The 21,677-nt window shown below is 66.6% G+C and carries 9 protein-coding genes; 3 read left to right on the plus strand and 6 right to left on the minus strand.

The window, feature by feature from the left end; genetic code table 11:
- Positions 1–129 precede the first annotated feature (129 nt).
- From QRN89_RS09655 to QRN89_RS09665, 3 genes are read left to right on the plus strand one after another with little or no spacing between them, the layout of a single operon-like run.
- Positions 130–579 carry a hypothetical protein gene (locus QRN89_RS09655; RefSeq protein ID WP_290348940.1) on the plus strand — a complete coding sequence of 150 codons (450 nt, stop codon included), beginning with the start codon at positions 130–132 and terminating at the stop codon, positions 577–579.
- A complete protein-coding gene (locus QRN89_RS09660) occupies positions 576–1,964 on the plus strand; it encodes a hypothetical protein (protein WP_290348941.1) in 1,389 nt (462 codons plus the stop codon). The genes QRN89_RS09655 and QRN89_RS09660 overlap by 4 nt, the downstream gene beginning before the upstream one ends.
- Positions 1,964–2,275 carry a hypothetical protein gene (locus tag QRN89_RS09665; protein ID WP_290348942.1) on the plus strand — a complete coding sequence of 104 codons (312 nt, stop codon included), beginning with the start codon at positions 1,964–1,966 and terminating at the stop codon, positions 2,273–2,275. Before QRN89_RS09660 ends, QRN89_RS09665 begins: the two co-directional genes overlap by 1 nt.
- A gap of 505 nt (positions 2,276–2,780) precedes the next feature.
- Here QRN89_RS09665 and QRN89_RS09670 read toward each other — a convergent pair.
- From QRN89_RS09670 to QRN89_RS09695, 6 genes are all read right to left on the minus strand, one after another.
- The gene (locus tag QRN89_RS09670; protein WP_290348943.1) at positions 2,781–4,034 is read right to left on the minus strand and encodes a tyrosine-type recombinase/integrase; all 1,254 of its coding nucleotides are present in this window, start codon (positions 4,032–4,034) and stop codon (positions 2,781–2,783) included.
- A 124-nt stretch (positions 4,035–4,158) separates the two neighbouring features.
- Positions 4,159–4,437 carry a helix-turn-helix domain-containing protein gene (locus QRN89_RS09675; protein WP_290348944.1) on the minus strand — a complete coding sequence of 93 codons (279 nt, stop codon included), beginning with the start codon at positions 4,435–4,437 and terminating at the stop codon, positions 4,159–4,161.
- A 625-nt stretch (positions 4,438–5,062) separates the two neighbouring features.
- Positions 5,063–7,210, minus strand: a complete 2,148-nt coding sequence (locus QRN89_RS09680) for a UvrD-helicase domain-containing protein (protein ID WP_290348945.1) — start codon at positions 7,208–7,210, stop codon at positions 5,063–5,065.
- A complete protein-coding gene (locus QRN89_RS09685; RefSeq protein ID WP_290348946.1) occupies positions 7,210–13,815 on the minus strand; it encodes a DEAD/DEAH box helicase in 6,606 nt (2,201 codons plus the stop codon). Before QRN89_RS09685 ends, QRN89_RS09680 begins: the two co-directional genes overlap by 1 nt.
- A 9-nt stretch (positions 13,816–13,824) precedes the next feature.
- Positions 13,825–18,723 (minus strand): type II restriction endonuclease subunit M, encoded by a 4,899-nt coding sequence (locus QRN89_RS09690; RefSeq protein WP_290348947.1) that lies wholly within the window; start codon positions 18,721–18,723, stop codon positions 13,825–13,827.
- Positions 18,724–18,728: 5 nt separating this feature from the next.
- The gene (locus QRN89_RS09695) at positions 18,729–21,668 is read right to left on the minus strand and encodes a DEAD/DEAH box helicase (RefSeq protein ID WP_290348948.1); all 2,940 of its coding nucleotides are present in this window, start codon (positions 21,666–21,668) and stop codon (positions 18,729–18,731) included.
- Between the last annotated feature and the right edge of the window lie 9 nt (positions 21,669–21,677).

Raw genomic sequence — 21,677 nt, forward strand, 5'->3', positions numbered from 1 at the left:
GACGCCGGCTCTGGAACCGTGCGCCTCCTCGGCCTCCGCGACGAGGATCGCGGCGAGTTTTCGGTAATCATCCCCCGACTGGCATGATCGATTGAATGTTCGAGGTGAACGGACCGGAGGGGGAACGGGTTGTCTTTCGAAGAGGAGTGGGCCCGGTTGAAGGCCGACGCGCTGGCGCGTCAGCAGACCGGCATGCAGATCAATCAGCTGCCGGTAGACGGAGGCGGCGGGGCCGTCGCCCCGGCCACCGGGTCCCTGGTCGCCAAGGCCGAGTCGATCAATGGCAACGCGAATCTGCTGATCGAGATCGCGGGCTTTCTCCACGAGGGACGGCCCGATGCCGAACTGACCACGATGGCCCGGGAACCCCGGACGCCTGAGGACGTGGCCAAGCAGGTGGCACGGTTCGCCGGATTCGCCGATGACCAGTACCAGGACGCGGTCGCCCTGTTCGCGGCACTGTCCACTCGCCTCAGGACGACCGGCGGCGACTTCGTGAAGATCGACGACGACACGGCTCTACGCTTCCTGGACAACGTTCTGGAGTACGGTCAGTACGTCGCCCCGGAGTCGCGATGAGGAGCGGCATCAGTCACCGCAAGGACGTCGAGTTCCTGGAGGACTGCAACCCGCCCCTCGTCGAACGGAACGCGGACGAGTTCAAGCGCCTGCACGACATGCTCGTGACGGTTGACCCTTCCGCCGAGCGCGCCGAGAAGCACACACAGTGGAAGAGCGAGGGCAGTCAGCACTACGAGGCCAGGCTCTCCGAGGGGCGCAAGCTGATCGCGCAACTCGCGGAAGGCTACGACAAGGCGTCCAGCGCTCTGCGCAGCTACGCGTTCGCTCTGGAGGTCGCCAAGGCGCACTACTCCAACGGCAGGGCGAACGAGCAGTTGCTCGCGGACCTGATCCACACCAAAGGCACGGCGATCACCCGTGACGCCCAGGAGGCGGAGCCGATGCGCCAGTGGGAGGACATGCGTGCGACCACCGGGGTCATGGACTTCTTCGCCGAGTTGACCATGGATGTCGACGACATCCGCGAGGACGCGAACCGGCTGCACGACGCCGCCGGCGGGGACTTCTACCTGGCTGAGACCACGGAGCGCGAGGCGCGGGAGATCTGCGTGCACGAGCTCAAGCAGGCGTACGACCTGCTGCCTGATTTCCGCATGGGTTTCATCCAGCGGGTCGACATCGTCCCGGCGATCGCGGAGCTGCGGCAAGAGGCAGCCGAGGCGAGCACGAATCCGCTGACGCGGCTGCCCGGCAGCGGCCCCAAGCAGGACTACCACCCCCTCGCCGGCGACGACATCGTCTCGCCGGCCCTGCGGGACATCCGCCTGCAGGTCGCCAACCTTCCCGGTGCGACGGACATTTACTGGAGTCCGCCGTCCAACGCCCAGGAACGGGCCGACTGGATCGCTGCGAACAAGGAGATCATCAAAGCCGCGGCACGGAATGCGGGGCTGCCGCCGGACATGGTCGCCGGTATCGCGTGGCAGGAGGTCGGCGGACAGCCCGGCATCCTGGACGACATGACCGACACCATCCGCGAACAGGCGGACTCTCCCCTGAGCCCGGTCGCTCCTGAGAGCCTGCCGTGGCGACTCGGTGGTGACCCGGACAACACGTCCATGGGCCCCATCGCCATCCAGGTGCGACGTGGCGCCGAGGTCCTCGGTTACGACCCCGAGCGCCTCACCGATCAGCAGCGCGGCACGGTGGAGACAGCCTTGCAGGATCCCGCGCAGAACATTTTCATCGCCTCGGAGTACCTGGCCCAGCTCAAGGCGGAGAGCGAGTTCGCCGATGTGCCGGCCGAGGAGATGACACCGGCCCAGTACCGGGAACTCGCCGCGCGTTACAACGGCGGGCCGTACTGGGAGACCGACGACGCCCAGGACTACGGGCGTGGATTCGCGAACAATCTGGACGAGGCAAGGAACGCACTGCGCTGATGACCAGCCCTTCCCACGTGGACGACGACCGCGGCTGCCTCCGTCTGGTCCTCGCCGTACCGCTCACCCTGCTCACGCTCATCGCCGCGTACTTCTGCTGGACGGCACTGACCATCAGTCCGTCCGGCAGCTGGGACGACGACGCGTACGCCGGGATCGTTCTGTCGTGCCTCCTCACCCTCGCGTCCGCCGGGGCCGCGGCTGTGCTGTGGCTGGTGCCCTCCGTGCGGAGGACCATGCCGTGGTGGTGGCTACTTCCGGCTCTGCTGCTGGGCGTGGTCGCTGGAGCGCGGTGGGTCGTGGGCGGTTAGGCCGTGTTGCGAAGTCCCTCCTGGCCCGCGGGCGGACGGAGCTACTTTCGCAACACGGCCGAGGCCCGGCTCGGCTCGTCTCTGAGCCAATGCCAGGCGCTGCCGGTAGTCGATCAGCTACTGACGGACATGTTGGATTTCATGGGCGGCAGGTACGTATATGCGGAGGACCCATCTTGGTCGGCAGCACTCCGTGCCGGAGCCGGAACAGTCGTCCCCGCACTTGAGAAGCTCGGAGCGATGCCCACTCCGGCCTGCGTCAAAGATTTCAGCGCTGCCCGAGGGACCTGCGAGGGACGTCCGTCATCTGACCCGGCAAGCCCCGAAAGGCCGGAAAGGGCCTCCGACGCAGTTCGGAGGCCCTTTGCGAGGAAAAGCCACGTGGCGGCAGACGAGTCGGGCTGTACGCCGGGTTCTGTTCCGCTCAGGGAGCGATCACGCTCTGACCTGCATGTTCACGGGAATCCGGCGGCCGTTCCGGCCCTCTGGGACTTCTCAGGGACTTTCAGCCGAGATCCGTGAGCCACGCCTCGATCGCGGACAGTCCCCGCGCGCCAGCCTGCGGCATGAAGTGAGTGTACGTCCGGAGCGTGAACGCCGGATCGGAGTGCCCCAGCCACTTCGCGAGCGAGACGATCGACTCACCGGCTTCGAGCATCACCGAGGCGTACGTGTGACGCAGGACGTGGAAGCCGTGCTCGCGGCTCGGCTCCCATACGCGCGACGGCTTCTCGCCCGGCTGCTGCTCAGGCAGCGGCGGGATGACTCCCACGTCGGCAAGCGCCGGCTTCCACGCCTTGGTGTTCCAGGTGGTGCGGTTGATCGCACCACGCCGCCCGGTGTACACGAGCAACGGGACGGTGACCTTGCGCCGATCCTCGCGTGCGAGGTCGGGCTCCTCGGGGTCCAGCCACGGCAGGGTGACGTCGATCGGCTCGAAGCGTTCCTGGTGGCTGAGGAGCCGCTTCGCGAGCACCTTAGGCAGAGGCACGTCGCGCTCCTTGCCGCCCTTTGGCGGGCCGAAGTACAGCCGCGACTTGTACATGAGGATCTGACGCTCTACGTGCACGAAGTCGCCGCGGACGTCGCTGGGGCTGAAGCCGAACACCTCGCCCTGCCGGAGTCCGCATCCGACGCCGAGGTCGAGCGCGATCTGGTAGCGGTCGGCCAGCGCCTCCCGTACGGCGTCCACACGATCCTGCTCCCAGGCGCGAGCCTTGCGTTCCGGCTTCTTCGGCGGCTTGATCGAGCTGTTGCCCTTGCACGGGTTGCGGTAGAGCCGCTTGTCCTCGACCGCGGCCTGCATGATCGCCTTGAGGTACACCCACGCGACATAGGCCGTACTCGACGCCACCGCCCTCTGAACGTCGGCCGACCACCTGCGCAGCTCCGCGACGCCGATGTCCCTGAGCGCCAGGTCTCCGAGCTGTGGCAGCACCTGCCCCCAGATCCGGTGCCTCATGCTTTCCAGCGTCTGGGCGGGATGCACCTGGGACGGCCACCAGTGCTTCTCGACGTACTCACGAAGGCTGATCGCACCGTCTCGCGCGTCGACGAAATCCCCTCGCCGTGCGTCGGTCTGCGCCTCGGCCAGCCACGCCTTGGCGTCCGCGACCGTGTCGAAAGACCTGTCGCGGACCCCTGGTATCCCCTTGACCCGATAGCGCGTGCACTTGCCCCACAGAGCGGTGCGTTCGCGCTTGCCCGTCTCCTTGTTCGGTCGCTTCTTGAGCCACCGGTCTTCGATGTAACCCGCCATACTCGTCTTACCCTGGCCTCGCCTTGTCTCTCGGCGCGATCTGAGTCGCGATCAGACACACAGACGATCTCCGTGCGCATGAAATTCCGAGTGCTGCTGAACTCTTCAGACCTGTCTTCCCAGGTCAGGCAGCCCGGCGACGCTCACGCTGCTGCGGGGCCTTGTTCAGCGGGTTGAGGGCCGGGTTCGACCGCGAGTCCACCTGCTGCTGCTCACTGAGCCAGGCGTCAAGCAGATCCCGGCGGTACATGACCCTTCCGCCGGGACCCATCCGAAAGCTGGGCGGCCCTTGCCGGCGGTGGCGCCACACGTAGAGCGTGTTCACCGAGATGCCCATGTACTTCGCGGCGTTCTGGACGTTCAGGAAGGCGGCCTCAACGGCAGGCTTTGGCTCGTTGCTCATCGCATCTCTCTGGGTATGCGCCGCCGAAGCAGCAGACGTTCCGTGCTCACGCCCACCCGCGGGCGAAGTTGAACGAATCACCGCTGACGAGCAGCATCAGAATCCGGAGAACCAGCGGTTTGGTGCGGCTGTCCCAATCGTGATAGCGCAAAGCCCTGCGATGTTGTCAGCTTCGGACAACACCAGCAACGGCGTGGCATCAATGTGAACGACAGCGATATTCCCCAGACTGCGGCACCAGAAAATTCCCCATGGGGATCCCGGCGCTGCGCCTGCGCGGCCAGGGGGACGCCGCTCGTCCCTGGCCCGCCTGACAGCTGCCGGATCTTGCGGGTCGTGGTGAGCTGTCAAGGATGAGCGCAGCTCACCGCGGCAGCAGCGCCGAAGGCGTCCTCGAACGAGCGCCAGGACCCGAGACACCACCCGACCAGGAACTTCCACCCTGCTGACCAGGGCATTGCCATTCGATCAGGGGTGGATGGCGGATCAGGGATTCACCCGCTCGGGCGACTTCTGACCTACGGGACGCCCTCGCCGCTTCAGAGATGGGCGCAGGCCAAGGGGCGAGCAGCGAGATCGCCCTGGGCGGCGCGAGCCAGGTGATGCCGCTGCTCACCGTCATCTGCTACGCACCGGCTGACTCCAAGAACCGACTGGGGCGGCCCGACCACGTAATCGACAGCTGTTCCCGGGCACGAGTCGCGGAGACGAACAGCAGCGACTGCTCGCGGCGCAGGTCGGCGGCGTGCTGCAGCTTGTCTTCGGTCTCCGGGGTGAGGGCGGTGGGCAGCGGCATGTTCTGCGCACCGGCCCCGACAACCGCGACGGCTCGGTACTCGAGGCCCTTGATGCGGTGCATGGTCATGACTTGGACGCCCTGGTCAGGTTCGGGGACGCGAGAGTCCTCGACCTTCACGGCCGCGAGCCCGGCGTCGCGCAGGGCTTGAAGGGCAGCATCGGCGATCGCGTGGGTTCGGGCCACGACCGCGATCTCATGCGGCTTGATTCCCTCCCTCTGCCATCCGTCGACGCGATGCGCCAGCGCCTTCATCTCTGCGCCGGGGGTCCGGTACTTCTGCGTCTCAGGGATGGCGCCCGAGAGGACGGAGCGGTATCCGCGCAGCTGCTCGGGGTTCCCGTCGAGGTCGTCGAAGTCCGTGTTTCCGAGCAGGTTCAGAGACGCGGCGAGGATCTGCCGGGTGGTCCGGTAGTTGAGGGTGAGCCGCCGGGATCGGCCACGGATGTTGATCCCGTGAGCGCTGAGAGATGTCCGGTTGTCGTAGATCCTCTGGTGTGCGTCTCCCACGATGAAGAGGTCATCGTCCCCTTCGGGGACCAGGGCACGCAGCAGCTTCCAGTGCGCCGCGTGCAGGTCCTGCGCCTCATCCACGACGATGTGCCGGTACGGCCGCTCCTCGTCGGACCAGCCGGAGGCGATCCGGGCCGCCTGGGCGGCGAGCTGGATGACGCCGGCAGCCTTCTCGCGGTCGAGCCTGCGCTCGAATTCCTCAATGAGGGACCAGACTTGAGCGCGCTCGGGGCGGTTCAGCCGTCGGCCGCGGCCGGCCCGTCGAGCAGCGAAGTACTCGTCTCGGCTGCGGATGTCCTGGGCGAGGACGACCTGCTTCCATTCGGCGTCGAGGAAGCGGCCGTCGAAGTGCGGTTCGGCCTGTTCCTGAGCGAGTTCGATCCAGCGGTTGAGGACGTCGCTGTCCTTGAGCCGGCTGGGAGCCTCCGGGCCAAAGGTCTCCTTCACCGTGCCGTAGGCGACCTTGTCGATGTTCCGGACATCGACCTTGGCCAGCAGCTGGGCTCCGCCAAGGTCCTTGAGCTGGGACTTGAGGAGGTTGGCGAGGTTGGTGGTGAAGGTGGTCAGAAGGATGGCCTGGCCAGGCGGCAGGCGCTCGGCGAGGGCCTTGACCCTGTGCAGTGCCACCACGGTCTTGCCGGTGCCGGGGCCTCCGGTGACGCGCGCAGGGCCCTTGTACGGGGTCTTCCGTTCGGCCAGGTTCCGCTGTGCAGGGTGGAGGAAGATCCGCCAGGCGGAGAGCGGCTCGGTCAGGATGCGCCCGAACTCGGCGATGTCGCCGGTGATGACAAATGCTTCCTTGGTGGCTGGACGCTCGATGGCGGCCTCGTAGTCCTGGGGATCGACCTCGTCTTCGGTTGCGGCAAGGGAGCTGACCTGTTCCCAGACTTCCTCGACGGACATGCCGTCCGCGAGGCACAGGATCACGTCGCGGGCCAGTTTCGGCAGGGTCTCAACGATGCCGAGGACGGCGTCCTCGCTGTGGATCTCACGGAGTGCCGGGACGATGGAGGAGTGGACGCCAAGGCGCTCGAAGTCGGCGTCGGAGACGCCCTCGAAGAGCGCCGGCTTTGTGTCCACCGTGCTGTCCGCACTCTTCGTCTGGCCGCTGAGGGTGCCGTACAGGCTGCCCAGGTTGATCAGCTCGATACCACCCGTGACCTTGTTGATATCGAAGAGGATGTTCGCGGCGAAGTCGTACGCGTCGTCGTGCGGCAGGACAGCGACCAAGTAGTAGATGCGGTCGGCGTAGTGCATGAGCACGGCGCGGTAGTTGTCGGTGACGCGCGCGGTGCGGACTCTCTTGTCCTTGGCGCCCTTCGGGGGCTTGAGGTTGAGGCCGTTGGAGTCGGGGTCGCGCTGCATCTTCATGATGAACTGCAGGACAAGCGGCTGGACGGAGCCGTCCAGCGCGTCGTAGGACTTCCCGAAGACGTCCGCCATGATCACCTTGGCGCCGGACATCAGTTCCCCTCCAACTTCTTGATGAGCTCGGGCACGTCCACAGCGCCGGCCTGGGCCACGTACCACCCGGCACCCTCAAACGCGGCGTCCCTTGCCTCGTCTACGTCGATGAAGATCGCGACCTTCTCATCCTCCCAGGCCAGCTCGGCCAGCAGCGCCTGGTCTCCGTACTCGAAGCCGACCTCGGGCACATCGATGCGTCCCTCGCGGGCTTCCTCGACCAGAGCGAGCAGGACGTGTTCGACCTTGCTCGATGCCCATTCGAGCGCCTCGGCCCACCGGGGCGGCAGTGTCGGAGGAGCCCCGCCTTCCGTGGGCAACGCGCTGGTCAGCAGCGCCACGGTGTGCGGGTCCACCTGGTCGCTGGTGGAGACTGCGACCTGGTGGAAGGAGCGCGGCAGTTCGTCGCTGGCTGCAGGCTGGAGGAACTGCAGGAGGTTCGACCAGCGCAGCCAGTCCGTCCAACGGTTCTTGTGGTCGTCGTCGGCAACGGCCTCCGACCGGTCGTCGAGCACCGTCAGTGCGGACCATGCGCGCATGTCCGGCCGCCCGGTCCGCGGTTCCGGCCGGCGGTCCAGCAGGCCCATGATCCGTACCTGGCCGGTGGTGCGGGCCTCGATCCCGAACGCCTCCGCAGTGCCAGGTGCGGCAGGCAGATCCGCGCCGCGCAGGATGTCATGAAGCGCTCGCCCGATCTCCTCGCGGTCCACAGGCTGCGGCTGTGCCACCGCTCCGAAGCCGCCCAGCAGGCCGGCTGCTCGCCTCGCCCACTTGGCCCGATCGGGATCCGTGAGGAACTCCAAAAGCGTCTCCACCGGATTGCGCAGCACCGGGTCGAGGGTGTCGTCAGGTCGGGCCTCGCCGACCAGGCTCTGGTGGATCTGGCGGGCTCGCCCCAGCGCCTGTTCCACGTGCAGGGGCGAAGCCGGGGTGCGCACCTGCTGTCCCTGAACCGCGCCACCGACCGCCGTCGCCCACGCCATCACGTCGCCCCAGGTCAGTTGCCAGACCAGGATTCCCTCGGCTCGGAGAGCCGCCCGCTTGGCCGCGTCGTCGGCGATGCTGTTGACGCGCTCGCTGGCGTGGAAGGCAAATCCGTCAAGGAAGACAGCGACACGTTCGCTAGGGCCATCAGTGCGTTCCAGGAGGAAGTCGGGTTCGCAGCGCACGGCCGTGTCCATCCGCACGTGATCCCGCATGCGCCAGCGCGTGGCTGTACCCCCTCTCGTGAAACGCAGCTCGTGCTCGATGCCGCGCTGGCCGGCCTTGGCGGTGACCGAGCCGTCCTCCTCCTCGCGGCGTCCCCAGGAGATGAGCGTGCGGACGAACCGGTCCTCCAGCTCGCTGTCGACCAGTTGGTCGATGCGGACGCCGGAGAGCGTGTCCACGCGCTCGACGTCCCAGTCCTTGAGGATCTCGTCCAGGAGTTCCTTCGCGATGCGAAGGGAGACGTGCGGGTGCTCACTGCTGGAGACATAGGGCAGCAGGCAGCGGTGGCAGGGAGTTCGCTGTCCTTCCTTGTGGCAGGGGCAGTCCCGGAGAGCTGTCTGGGCAAGGCTCAGGACGCGGTGGAGCACCTTCGGGTCCGCGAGGTGTTCAAGGTAGCCGGTGCCGCCGGGCATGGAGTCGTGCAGGACGAGGAAGCGCCTACGTAGCTCCCGGCTGTCCCCAGGCATGCTGTCGGTAGCTACGCGAATGTGGTCGGGGGCTCCGCCGAAGTGCTTCGTGATGCCCAGTAGCAGCGCCGCCTTAAAGGAGACCAAGCGCTCCGTGAGATCCATCGTGGAGACGGGCAGCAGGATACGCAGAGCCTGTGTGGTCAGCTCATGGGCCAGGAGCAGTTTCTCGGTCGGCTCGTGGTTCACGCCGTCATCGCGGTGGGAGCACCAGTACGCGTGCCGGGTGCCGACGCGCTGAGCGGAGGGGTCCCAAGCCTGCGGGTGCACGCCTCTCACCGCCCCGCACTCCAAACAGGTCTCGAATCCAGGAGCCTGAAGCTCGTCGCCGCGGATCACGTGGGTCGAGCCCGGTGCAGCGGACGGTCCCAGATTGATGGTGCGGATGGTCGCCACCCGGGCGAACTCAACGCCGAAGGGCGGGGCCTTCTCCCCTGTCTTGCTGATGCGACGCCACGCCCTGAGCCCCTGGGCCTGGTCCTTATCGATGTCGACCAAGGTGATCACGTCGAACTGTCGGCGTTCGCGCTCGTCGCGCTCGTCGGTGAGGCGCGCGTCCTCGCGACGTTCACGCGCGAGGACCCGCTCGGGCACCAGTACCTTGTGCACGGCGCCGGGGTCGGCGATCTGTGGGGCCTTGCAGCGCGGGCAGGCGGTGACGTCGAGTCCGGTTTCCTCAGTTGCGACGAATCCGCACTCAGGGCAGAACCGCCACAGTGCGTAGGCGTCCTCGCCGCCGCCGGTTCCGGTGCCGAGGTCCACGCCGTTGACGATGAACTTGAAACCGTCGGTGTGGAAGACGTTGCCAGGGGCGAGTTCGGTGAGCGCGAGGCGTGAGCCTCGCCCGTAGTCGGTGGAGCTCTCGTCGAACTCGCCGTCGCTGTCGCGCCACCACAAGGTGGCGTCGAGAACGGTCGCGTCATCGTGGAGGGTGTAGTTGGGCAGGAGGCCCAGCCGCACGAGGGCGCTGATCGAGTTCTCCGCGACGAGGTCATCTCGGCGTTTACGTACGGTCCGCTGCTCGGCGAACAGCTGGCGCCGCTGCTTGTCACGTTCCGGATCCCCCGACGCTGATGCGAGGGCGTCGAAGGCCCGGCCGATCTGCCGCATCCTCGCGCGTAGGGCGGCCACCCGCTTGTTCCACGCGCTCGCGGCGGCCCCGACGGCCACCTCCAACTCCTGTGCCGCAAAGGACTCCACGCCCTGGCGTGCGGCCGGGCTCATCGCCGGGAAGAGCTTGATGAATGCCTGGGACAGCTCGGCGTGGCGGGCGCTGGCGACGTCGAGGAAGCGGCGGAACCATCCATCTTCGGCCAGCCCCTGCCCGAACAGCTCACCGATACGCGGGGGCATGGGACGCTCGGGGATCACCGTGCCTTCCCACAGGCTCCGGTCGGCGGCGCGGTCGAAGAGGAAGGCCAGGTACTGGCGTCGAAGGATCTCGGAGGCGTCCAGGTAGCAGTCCGGCGGAATGATCCTGCCCGCCAGCATCTGCTCCGGGGTGTGCAGGTAGTAGTGGCTGCGGGCGCCCCGCGGGACGAACGTGACCGCTAGGGAGTTGCCAGTGCTGCGTCCCGCCCGGCCGATCCGCTGTGCATAGTTGGCCGGCCCGGGCGGCATCGAGGCGAGTAGCACTGCCGAGAGGTCGCCGATGTCGATGCCGAGTTCGAGTGTGGGTGTGCAGGTGAGCACGTTCGGGTCGAAGGCCGATGCCCGATTCTTGAACGCGGCCTCGACTCGCTCGCGCCGCTCCCGGCTCAGTGCCCCCGTGTGCTCGGCAGTCAGCACGTCGCCGGGCCGGTCGAAGGTGTAGAGCCGTCGGTAGTAGTCGGATGTGTAGTCGCGGTCGTCCTCGACGAAGTGCCCCGAGCAGCGGAACCGCAGGCACGCGGTGCCCAGCCACTGCGCGCGCCGCCTCGGCGGTACGGTCTGCCGCCAGGTGCAGGTGTCGCAGCGTACGCCGCACGCGTTGACACCGTCCTCGTCGGAGGAGGCGCTGTCGTCGATGCGGTACACGATCACATTGCGCGGCTTGAGTGCGTAGACGAGCGCCCCACCTTCGGCGTGGTAGGTGGCCAGGATCTCTCGCTGTGCGAGCAACTTCATAGCCAGCTCGGTGACCGCGCGGGCCTCGCGCCGGTCACAGCCAAGTGTGCGGTGCCCCCAGTCCGCGAACCACGTGTTGTCCCGGGTCAGCGAGTCGAAGCCGGTGGTGCGTACGCCGCCGGCTACCGGGAAGGCGGGTGCAGCGAGCCCACGTGGGAAGGCCGGCATGCCGGTGGGCCTTCCGCCCCAGATCGGCCAGCGCCTCGCACCGGCCTGGCGGATGTACTCCTGCAGCCAGGGGTGAAACAGCGCGCCGCGCAGCCGCAGCCGCTCCACCAGACCACGCAGGAAGACCTCGTACGCCGCGTCATCCGTTGGCAGGGAGATCTGCCCGGGAAGACGCTGATGCCGCTCCCGCAACTCCGCGCACAGCTCCGGGAGGCCCTTGAGGTCGACCTCGGCGGCGGCCGTGCGAGTCAGTTCCAGGGTGCGGCCCAGACGCGAGCGCAGGCCGAACTCCAGGAGGGTCTGGAAGACCAGGCGGCTGTGGAGCATCTCCGCGCCGGCGTCGCTGAAGTCGTCCGACTCGTCGAGGAGGGTCCGGATGTCCGGGTTCTCGCGCAGGTCAGGTGGGACGATCGAGGCGAGTTCCTCACGCTCCCCCCCACCAGCGGCCATGACAACGGCCTCAGCGGCATCGGCCGCGAGATCGTGCACGGCGATCGGCTGTCCCGGGACAAGGTGCTTGGTCAGCAGTCCGCGGAGGGTGAACCCGAAGCTGCGGTTCGCGATGAACGCAGCCCGGTGTGTGGCGTCCTGCACCGCGTCGGTGAACACCAGCAGCTTCCGCTCGCTCTTGGCGAGCCCCCGCTCCGAGAACAGCTGCGTCGTGGTGACCGACGCGAGAGTGGCCGTGCCCGCGCCGAGGAACCGCATGCCGTCGTCGAGACCGCACGAGGGGCACTCCTCATCGGCGCCGACGGCCAACGGCCCCTGGGGGGTGATCACCGCGACAGTGTCCTCAGCCGGGTTGGTCAACAGCCGTTCGTTTTCCGCGTGCAGGTGCAGCACCGGGTATTCGTCCGGGCGAGCACGCAGCATCCAGCGCACCGGCCGCTTCTTCTGCGCGGAAGCCTTGTAGATGTCCAGCGTGTTCGTCTTGAGCTGCTGCCACTCCAGTTCGGTGGACAAGGCAGCCCAGCCCGACCGGCCGCAGTGACGGCAGTAGACCGCCGGAAGGTGACGCCTGTACGGCGGGCCCACAGGACGGCGCGACACGTCCTCCCGGTCGCCGATCTCACCCGCGCTGTCGACCTCCGTCGGCTGGTAGATGGCCAGATTGGCCGGGTTCGGCCGAGAGTCGCCCGTCGGGCCGTCGTCGTCGTACCAGCGGAAGTGCGGCTCAGCGGTCGCCGCCCGGATGACGCGCCGGACCTCGCGCACCCAAAGCTGCGCCTCAACACGCAGGAAAGGGACGGGCTTTCCCGTTTCGGGATGCGGAGTGCGAGCGTGAGAGATCAGCGCGAGGATCCGCGCGAACGCGAGTTCCACAAGGCGTGAGTCGCTTCGCGCGGCCTCGTCCCAGGCAGGGCCGCCGCCGCGCTGCGCGAACTCACGCGCGATGTCCGGGACCGTCACCGGGATGCTACCGGCAACGTCAAGGATGGCCTTGACCAGAATGTGCTGCTTCAACTTGGCGCCGATCCGCAGCGGGTCGGTGATCGGCTCGCCGAGCATGACCCGCGCCAGTTCCACGAGAGCCGCCTCGTCGTCGAGCGGGTCGGGAAGCGCCGCCAGATCAACGGGCGTCGGTGTGGGAAGGAGGAAGTCCGGTACGTCCACCACCTCACCAGGCAGCAGCCGGTCCTCGCCGATGAGCGCGGTGTCCGGGAAGGGCGTGCCGAAGACCTTCTCCGCGAACTCCAGCAGGAGTTCGCGGTCCGACCGCTCGGGCCCGGCCGCGACGGGGCCGTCGGGCACTCCACCGCCCAGCGTCGCCGACGTCGCCACCGGCGTGATGTCGCCGAGCGGAAGGCCCTCACGCGCCGCTCCGGTCGCCGCGCCGAGGCGGCGCAGCAGCATCGCCACATCGGTGCCCTGGGCACCGTCGTAAGTATGGAACTCGTCGAGGACGACATACGCCAAGGTGCCGGACTGCCACAGCGGAACATCCGGGATCCGCTGCAGCAGGAGATCCAGCATCTTGTAGTTCGTGAGCAGGATGTCCGGCGGATCCGCTCGGATCGCATCCCGATCGGTGATCAGCTTCGTGACGGTCGGGTCTCCCGCGAGGGAGGTCGATCCGGTGTCGCGGCCGTACGAGCCAGGCTCGTTGTCATCCTCGTCAGAGCCCGACCGGGGCCCAGAGGCCCCACCGATGTAGATACCTGCTGTGACGTCCTTCAGCGCCTCCTCGGAGGCGAGGTACTCGTCGATACGACGGGCCTGGTCATCGGCCAGAGCATTCATCGGATACAGCAGCAGAGCCTTCACGCCCCGCTGGCCGGCCGCCCGGGCCCGTGCGCAGTGGTCCAGGATCGGCACGAGGAACGACTCGGTCTTACCCGATCCGGTGCCCGTGGTGACGATGGTGGGCTCGGGCTGACGCCCTGCCTTCGAGGACAGCCGCTGCCAGGCAGCAGCCTGGTGGGTGTACGGCGTGAGGCCCGTCGGGCTCCAGTCGAGCGCCTTCTCCCACCCCTTCGTAGCCTCCCGGAAGGGCGTACGAACCCGCAGATACGGCCCGCGGAACAGCCGACTCTCCGGCCTCTCCAGGAACGCGTCCAGCTCCTCGCGCACGTCGTCATCGGCGAGCGCGAAGCTCGTCGTCAGGTAGGTGGCCAGGGCTCGACGCAGGTCCTCGGCGACCAGAGAGGGAAGCATGACGGCGACTTACCTGCTTTCTACCGGAACGTCGGAGGGAGCCTGCTCGGCTTCGGCCTCGCCAAGGAGGTTTCCGTGATCCCCGTGCTCGGCGGCGTACGCGGCGTAGTCCCCGTACTCGCCGGCGAGCAACCGTGCCTTGAAGTCCGCGTGGGCACGGGTCATCTCGGCCTCACGGTCGGGCTTCAGCCAGCCTTCGGGCATCTCGGGCGTCGGATCGCCGGCGCGGGCGGCCTTCGCCCATGCCTTGACGAAAGCGGCCTCCTCCGGCGTCTGACGGATCCCGACATTGTGGGTCGCCGCACCGATCTTGTGCCCGTCCGGGGCGAAGAACATCTCCCACTCGTACTTGCGGAGCACCGCGAACTGCGACCGGTACATGGCACAGAGCTGCTCGGCGGTCAGGCCGAACATCACCGCGACAATCGCGTCGATTTCGACGAGGGCCATGCGGCGGTCGTACTCGGTGCGCAGCGGCGTCGCCGTGGACCACTGTGGCTCGACGGCTTGGAGCTTGGGGCGGGGCGACTCCAGGTCCGCCCACCGGTCCGATAGCCATGCAGGTTCGAACAATTCCTCCCACAATGGCGCATAGTCCCGGGTCAAACAGTTGAGACGAAGCGTACGCAGGAGAAGTGGAGTAGTGAGGGGGTGTTCATATGGCGCGGGGAAATGGCCAGCCAGCGAAACCTGGACGTCTGCCTTCCCTGAAACCTTGACCAAACAGTCGATAGCCAGTGACGCCCAGAGACCAGCAAGCACGGCGGTGTCTCGATTTACTTCAAAGGCCAAAGATTGCACAGTGTGCACATGCGTGGGACCTGGCGGAAGCAAGGCAGGCTGAAGAGATCGCTCCGTGACAGGGTCGACCATGCGCCGCCAAACGAGGCGGAAGTATTCCGTCGAATGACGTTCCCCCCAAACAGGCTGAGCCTTGCGAAGAAGATCCCGGTCGATCAACCTCCTGTAGTTGGTCCGAGGAATCACCTCACTTGGAAGCTCCGTAAGGTCCCAACGACTATAATCCTTATTCGACTTGCAGTCGCGATTCGGCTGCTTACTAAAAGGTTCAGCCAGCCCAAAATGCGGACCTTGGAGGATAACGTCGTCCCAAGCGTCAGCTTCAACACTTCGCCACTCGATGAGGCCATCAGACTTTGCGTGGGTCTCATTAAGCGCAGAGGTCCACCAAAACTTCCGAGAAGCCATCCGCTCCGGGAATCTCGCCAGTGACCGAAGGGCCGTCGCGTCACTAACTGTCACCGGCCGCAACATCCGCGCCTGGACGGCCGGAGTCTCAGGGCCGTCGATGATGGCAGCCCAGTCAGACAGAGTGGATTCACTGACGGGGATCACTCGATCCCTGTGCGGCCTCTGATCCCAGCCACCCCAATCGAACTGGATCCCCGGCACCTCACCACCCCCGCCATGCACTAGAGAACGTTCCGCGACGTCCGGATGCACAAGGCGACACAGTTGGTTGAATTGAACATCCCGTCGAGCACCATAAACGGAAACCGAGAAGGGAATGTTATTGTCGATCTCCTCAAACAAAAGCAAATTGTTTGCCATCTGAACAAAGAGGCGTAGTCGAGAGTAGGCTTCAGCCCGGAGCGGCCCCGCCTTAGGGTCGGTCAGGTAGGTTTCGGGCTGCACTAGCCCAACAATCCCCTCCGATCGCATATTGCGCCACGTACGCTCCATGAAGTTCATGTACAAATTGGTCCGCAGCCCTTCCAATGAAGGGTGCTCCTGCGCAGAGCCAAGTGCCGAAGTCAAGCCCGCCCAAGAACCGAGGTCGGCCAAATATCGCCTCAAAAGGGCGCCTTCAGACAGAAGCCTATTTCTCCTGTCAGCATGAACCCTCTCAGGGATTTTCTCGGTCAGCCCAAACCATGGATCGAACTCTGCAAGTGTGAGATTTTCCTTCCAGTCGAGACGCACCCAAGGCGGGTTCCCCACCTGCAGATCAAAACCGCCACGAGAGAAGAGCTGAGCAAACTCCAACTCCCAGTGAAAGAACCCTTCCCTCCGAGCAATCGCGTCGACCTCACTGAGCCAGGGGAAGCGAAGCATCACCGTCGGCATGTCCACGCACTGGCTCAGGGTGCGGTCCAGCTCATCGTCCATGGCGAGTTGCTCGAAGTCCCCGGTGTCAGCGAACAGGCCGAACTCGTCGTCCAGCCCGGCGCCGGCGCCGGGCTTGGCCTTGGCCTTGGCCTTCGCTGGAGGCACGCCGAGGACAGCCTCGCAGAACTCCAGCCACTCCTCGAATGTCGGAGGTTCCGGGGTGCTCGGCTGTCCCACGGGCCAGAACCAGAGCGCGCACCAGGCGTCCATCACCAGTTTCAGGCGCCCGCGCGGGGCGCCCGGCTGCTGGAGTGCCTGCTCGACCTGCTCGCGTGAGACCGCGCCGGAGGACCGCGGCAGGGGCCGCTCCTGGTCGACTTCCCAGACGTCGATGTCGCGGCGAACCTCAGCCTCCGACACGACAAGCCGGCGCTCGGTCAGTTCCCACAGCCGCTCGACGCGCGTCGCCAGTGCCAGAAGCCGCTTCGTCTGCGTGGCCGACGGTGTGGCCGCGACCTTCTTACGCCACTCCGCGAGCCGGTCACGCTCCTCCCGCACGAGCTCCTTGGCTTGCTTGGCATCCGCGACCGCGCCCCATCCCTTGGCCGGAAGCAGGAAGTGGTGGATCTCCTCCCCGGCATGGAAGGCACCCTCTTCAGCGCCCTCGCGAAGAGGCCGCTCGGTCGGCACCATGGCCAGCCATGCCTTCCGTTTCAGCGCCTCCTTGTCGTACACCGCGCGTCGAGCGCCGATCAGGGAGTTACCTCGCCGCAGGTGCAGCCCGAACCACGGAGCCTTCAGGCCCTCGTGCATCGCGTTCAGCCACAGCGAGACCTCAGCCAGTTCCACGGCGGTCTGGTTGAGGTCCACGCCATACGAGTTGTGCAGAGCCAGGTACGCCTTGACCTTCTGCAGCTCCGCCTCATAGCGGTCCGGCGGGAGTTGCACTTCCTGGCCACGCTCGGCCGTCAGTTCGACCATGCGGCGCTTGAGGTACTCGGCCGCGAGCTGGTTGATCGCTTCGTTGAGGAAGGCACCGGAGCCGAGGGCCGGCTCGCACACGGTCAGGTCGAGGATGTCCCTGGCGGCGGTGGTCTCGCCGTCCTGGTCAAGGAGTTCGGCCAGGGCGTGCTTCACCGTACTGCGCGTGAGGACTTCGGGGGTGTAGTACGAGGCGGAGCGCTGCCGCTCACGGCCCGAGAGACGGTAGACGAACGAGCCCTTCTTGTGTTCGACGCGCTTCAACGCGCCCGTGATCGGGTCGCGGCGCTTGACGAAAACCTCGTCGTCATAGTTTTCGGCCTCGCTCTGCGGGACGACCCAGGTGCCGGCCAGGCCGTCGGATTCCGGCTTGGCGACCTCGTACAGGTCCTCGTCCGCGAAGAAACCGGTGTACGACATGAGCCCCTCGTACACCGCTCCGAGCTGGTTGATGCCGAGCTGGGCGTACGAGATGAAACCTTTGCCGTTCTTGCCCCGGCTGAGCATCAGCAGGTTCAGTACCTGCCAAAGGACCTTGTTGCGCAGCCGGGTGTCGACCTTCTCGCCATCGATGCGCACGGTGCCAATCAGCGGGGTGGCATCGGCCTTGAACAGGTCGCTGCGCAGCGACTCGAAGCGGATGCCGTCGGCGTCCAGCATCTCGCGGTCGCCCAGTTCACGGTCTTCCAGGGCACGGTGTCCCTGGTCGACGAGGCGGAAAAGCAGGTCCAGGGATTCGTAGAAATGGAACCTGTCCTGGGACTCCTCGGGCAGGTCGTAAGAGACCAGCTCACCAAGCCGGCCCAGGCCGTATCCGTCCTGGTAGGCATCGTCCTTGCTCGGCAGGATCCCCAGTTCCGGGCGGGCCTCGGCATACAGCAGGAACAGGATCCGATAGAGGTAACGCAGTGACTCACGGGTGAGTCGGGTGGCGAGTTCATCGCGGTCGCCGAGCTCGGCCGGGTCCGCGGGATGGTCGTGGATCCTGTTCAGGATCTCCTGGGCGATCAGTTCGACGGACTCACGCAGGCCCTCCCGTAGTTCCTTGGAGACGCCGACCGCGTGCTTGCGGCCATTGTTGACCAGGTTGTCGAGGAATCCAGCAGCCCCGCCCTCAGTCAGCAGGGACTCGGCGCCGAACAGCGCGGAGACGGCCTCCAGTTCGCCGCCGTCGCCGGCCAGGTTGCGGTCGAGCGCGGTATCCACGCTGACACCGAGGAACCGGCCCTCGTGCCATGCCGTGCGGTCGGCGAGCAGCACGGCACCGCCGGCGAGGAGCAGTACAAACCGCGGCGCGTAGGCGTCGTCGCAGCCGAAGAGGAAGGTGACGGCGTCCGCTGCGCTGGTGATCTCCTGCTTGCCGTCCAGCGCAATGGGGGTCAGGAGTTCGGCGCCTCCGTCTGCGACGTCGGAGACGACGAGCTCGGCGTCCGTGCTCCACGTGACGTCCAGGGCGACGAGTTCGACACCGCCCGGTCCCTTCACGGCGAAGGCGACGGGTACTTCCCTGGCCTTGTCGGCGTGGAGGACCTCGAAGGCGCCACGCGAGATCCTGACGTGGGTGTCGTCGCGTCGCGGCTGCTCACCGTTAGGGGAGGTGTAGGCGAGAGCAGCGAGCAGTGTGTCGTTGAGGCTACGCAGCTCGGATCCGTCGGAGTCGCCCTTCTCAGTGATCCGGATCTTGGCCTTGAAGTAGCTGCGCCCTAGGTTCCGCATGCCCGAGCGCGAGGTGGGCAACCCTGCCCGGTCGGCCGCCGTCCAGCGCTTACGCAGGTCCACCAGGTCCTTGGAGAAGACCTCGGCGAGGTAGTGGGCGGAGATGTACTCACCGCGGTTGACGATCGCTTCGAATGCCATGGCGGTTACGCCTCCTTCTTCTCGCCGGTCCCAGTGGCCGGAACAAGGACCCCGATCACGCGGACCATCGCTTCGCCCTGCGTGGCCAGGTCCTCGATGAGCTGCTCGACCTCTATGGCCGTCTTCTCGACCCGCTGCTCTGCATCGTCACGGCGGAAACCGAAGGTGAGCTGCTCGAAGGCCGTCTCGCTCGCCTTGCGCCATGCCTGCAGGCGCTTCTCGTACTCCACCAACCGCTCGATGAGTGGTTCTTCCTGGATGGCACGCAGCTTGGTCAGATGCCGGCGGGTGGCCGCGACAGCGTCCGGCACCAAGGCCCGCAGCACGTCCAGGTCTCCGGCGAAGGGGCGGTTGAGCATCTTCGGCGCCACCCCTGCCTCATTCAGCACCTTGACCAGGTCGTCGTCGAACTCGGGGGCTCCGTGCTCCAGGCCGCTCACGCACGACCAGGCGAGGACCGTCGGGTGGCCCTTGGCGTTGGAGTACATGCCCTGCATCAGGAACTTAGGACCGTCGACGTTGGCTGTGATGACGGGGGCGGTGTTGCGGGTGAGGCGGACCAATACCTTGTCGGTGAGCCACTCCACCAGCGGGTGCTGGTCGGTCACGAAACTGACGTCCGGCCATCCGGACGTCTCGCGCCGAGTCTGCTTGGTGATCGCGCCCTTGGGCCGTTCACCGCTCAGTTCCCGGGCGCGCTCCAGCCGCTGCTGGGCGAATGTCTGGTCGAATGTGACCCGAAGCTCCTCAAGAACGCCGCGCTCGTCAAGGTAGGACTGTGGCAGCACGAGGAGCCGCCGCTGCAGCTCACGATCAGGGCTGAACGAGAGCATCTCAGGATGGTCCTCAGCCCACTGCATGCCGATCTTCGCCTGGGGGCTCTCGTCGTACACCTCGTCGAGCGCCTCTTCCACGAAGGCCCGGGTGGAGGCGAACAGCTGGGGCACGCGGTAGTGCGATCCCGTTCCGTCGACCGTGTGCTGGGCCATGAAGAGGTCGAAGGGGTCGTCCGGCTGCGCCGGGACGATCTCGTCGAACGCCTTGCCGTCCGCGAGGCCCGTCTTGATCGCGTCCTCCTCCGCGTCCTCATCGCGCAGGCCAAGGATGGAGGCGGCCTCGCCCAGGGTGCGGTGAACCTCGTCCTCACGCTCAAGCAGCCGGCGCGACACGAGTCGGTCCGCGGACGGGACGGCCGGATCCTCGTCCTGGCGGACCAGCAGCAGGGCGCGGATCTCCGGATGCTCCTCCTGCCCGTACCGGTCGATGCGGCCGTTGCGCTGCTCGATCGTGATCAGTGACCAGGGCAGGTCGTAGTGGATCATCTGGTGGCACTGGCGGTGCAGGTTGACGCCCTCGGATGCGATATCGCCGGTGAGGAGGATCCGAAGGTCGGTGTCCGCCAGGCCAAAGTCCTTGACGATCCTCTGCTGCTCATCGTCGGACAGCCCTCCGTGTAGCTGTCGGATCGCGCCGCCGGTCTTCTCCGTGCTCGCCTCGAAGCCCAGTTCTGCAGGCAGGGCCTCGTGGAGCATCTTCAGCGTGGCACGGCGTTCGGAGAAGACGACGACGCGAGTGCCAGCCCCTGGGCCGACCCCCAGGACCTTCAGCTCGGCCACCAGACGGCGGAACTTGGCAGCCTCCTGAACCGTGGCCTCGGCAGCCAGCTCGCCCAGGTTTACGAGCGCCGACCGTTCAGCGGCACGCTGCTCCCGCTTGTTTGGGTTCTCCTTGATGTCCTTGTCGATGGCCTCGATCCGGTTCTTCACCGTCTCAGCCAGCGCCTTATGTGACGAGAGGAACGCCTTCAGAAGGGTGTATGGGAAGAGGCGGGCACCCTTGCCGCTCACCGGAGCCGACCGGCCCTCCCCAGGGTTGATCCAGACGTCGTAGATCTCCTCGAAGATCTTCTGCTCTGCGTCGCTCGCGGGGCAGTCGAAAGCCTCGGGCTTCTCGCGGCTCTTCCACTTGTGGCCGATCTCCGCCGACACGTCCGGCGACGTCTTGTGCCGACGCACGTAGAGGTGACCGAGTTGTGACTCGTCGTAGTCGCTGGTGTTGGGGATGGCTGTCGGGTCCAGCAGGCTCAGCAGTTCCCCGAATGACTCACGCTCACCGTTGTGCGGCGTGGCGCTGGCCAGGATCAGAGCGTCGGTCCTCGGTGCGAGCAGTCCCGCGAGCCGGTTGTTCTTCGTGCCCTTGTTGATCAGCTTGTGCGACTCGTCGATGACAACGGCGTCCCAGGTGACCTGCATCAGGTGGCTGCGCCACCGGTCGGAGCGCAGCGTGTCAATGGAGATGATCGCGCGCTTGTAGTACGAGAAGGGGTTGCGACCGGCCGGAATGTTCCGCCGGATGCGCTCGATACCGCTGGAGTCCAGGCGTACGAGAGGGATGGCGAAGCGCGTCCACAATTCGTGCTGGAACTGCTCCAGGATCGCCTTGGGGGTCACAACGAGAATGCGCTCGCCCCGCCCCCGTCGGATGAGCTCCGAGAGGAGCAGCCCGACCTCCAGCGTCTTGCCCAGCCCGACCGCGTCGGCGATGAGCAGCCTCGGCCGCAGCCCCTTCAGCGCGGCTCTGGCGGGCTCCCTCTGGTACGCGAGGTCGTCGACCAGGTGCGTGCCGACGGTCGCGAGGCGCTGCTCGGCCAGCGGCAGCGGGGTCTTGCGGATCAGAGCGTCGATGAACAGTCGGGAGCGCCGGCACTCCGGGGATGTGTCGACCACCAGGTCGGTGTCCTCGGGCCGAAGGGGCGTGACCTTGTCCAGGGACTTGTGGGCGAAGAAGACAGCCCGCTGGTCGCGTACGAGCGGGGAGATCCCTCGGACGTCCAGCCTTGTCCCGTCCTGTGCCGTCTCGGACACCTCGACGACCAGCCAGTCCTCGTCCCTCGCGCGCACCTGCATGCCCGGGGCGAACTTGGCGGTGCCTACCACGCTGGTCACCGGGCTCTC

The sequence above is a fragment of the Streptomyces sp. HUAS CB01 genome (assembly GCF_030406905.1).
GTDB lineage: Bacteria > Actinomycetota > Actinomycetes > Streptomycetales > Streptomycetaceae > Streptomyces > Streptomyces chengbuensis.

What these genes read in the sequence shown, in the direction of transcription:
- QRN89_RS09660 (WP_290348941.1), top strand. Translation starts at nt 576, where the DNA reads ATGAGGAGCGGCATCAGTCACCGCAAGGACGTCGAGTTCCTGGAGGAC.
- QRN89_RS09665 (WP_290348942.1), top strand. Translation starts at nt 1,964, where the DNA reads ATGACCAGCCCTTCCCACGTGGACGACGACCGCGGCTGCCTCCGTCTG.
- QRN89_RS09670 (WP_290348943.1), bottom strand. Translation starts at nt 4,034, where the DNA reads ATGGCGGGTTACATCGAAGACCGGTGGCTCAAGAAGCGACCGAACAAG.
- QRN89_RS09675 (WP_290348944.1), bottom strand. Translation starts at nt 4,437, where the DNA reads ATGAGCAACGAGCCAAAGCCTGCCGTTGAGGCCGCCTTCCTGAACGTC.
- QRN89_RS09680 (WP_290348945.1), bottom strand. Translation starts at nt 7,210, where the DNA reads ATGTCCGGCGCCAAGGTGATCATGGCGGACGTCTTCGGGAAGTCCTAC.
- QRN89_RS09685 (WP_290348946.1), bottom strand. Translation starts at nt 13,815, where the DNA reads ATGCTTCCCTCTCTGGTCGCCGAGGACCTGCGTCGAGCCCTGGCCACC.
- QRN89_RS09690 (WP_290348947.1), bottom strand. Translation starts at nt 18,723, where the DNA reads ATGGCATTCGAAGCGATCGTCAACCGCGGTGAGTACATCTCCGCCCAC.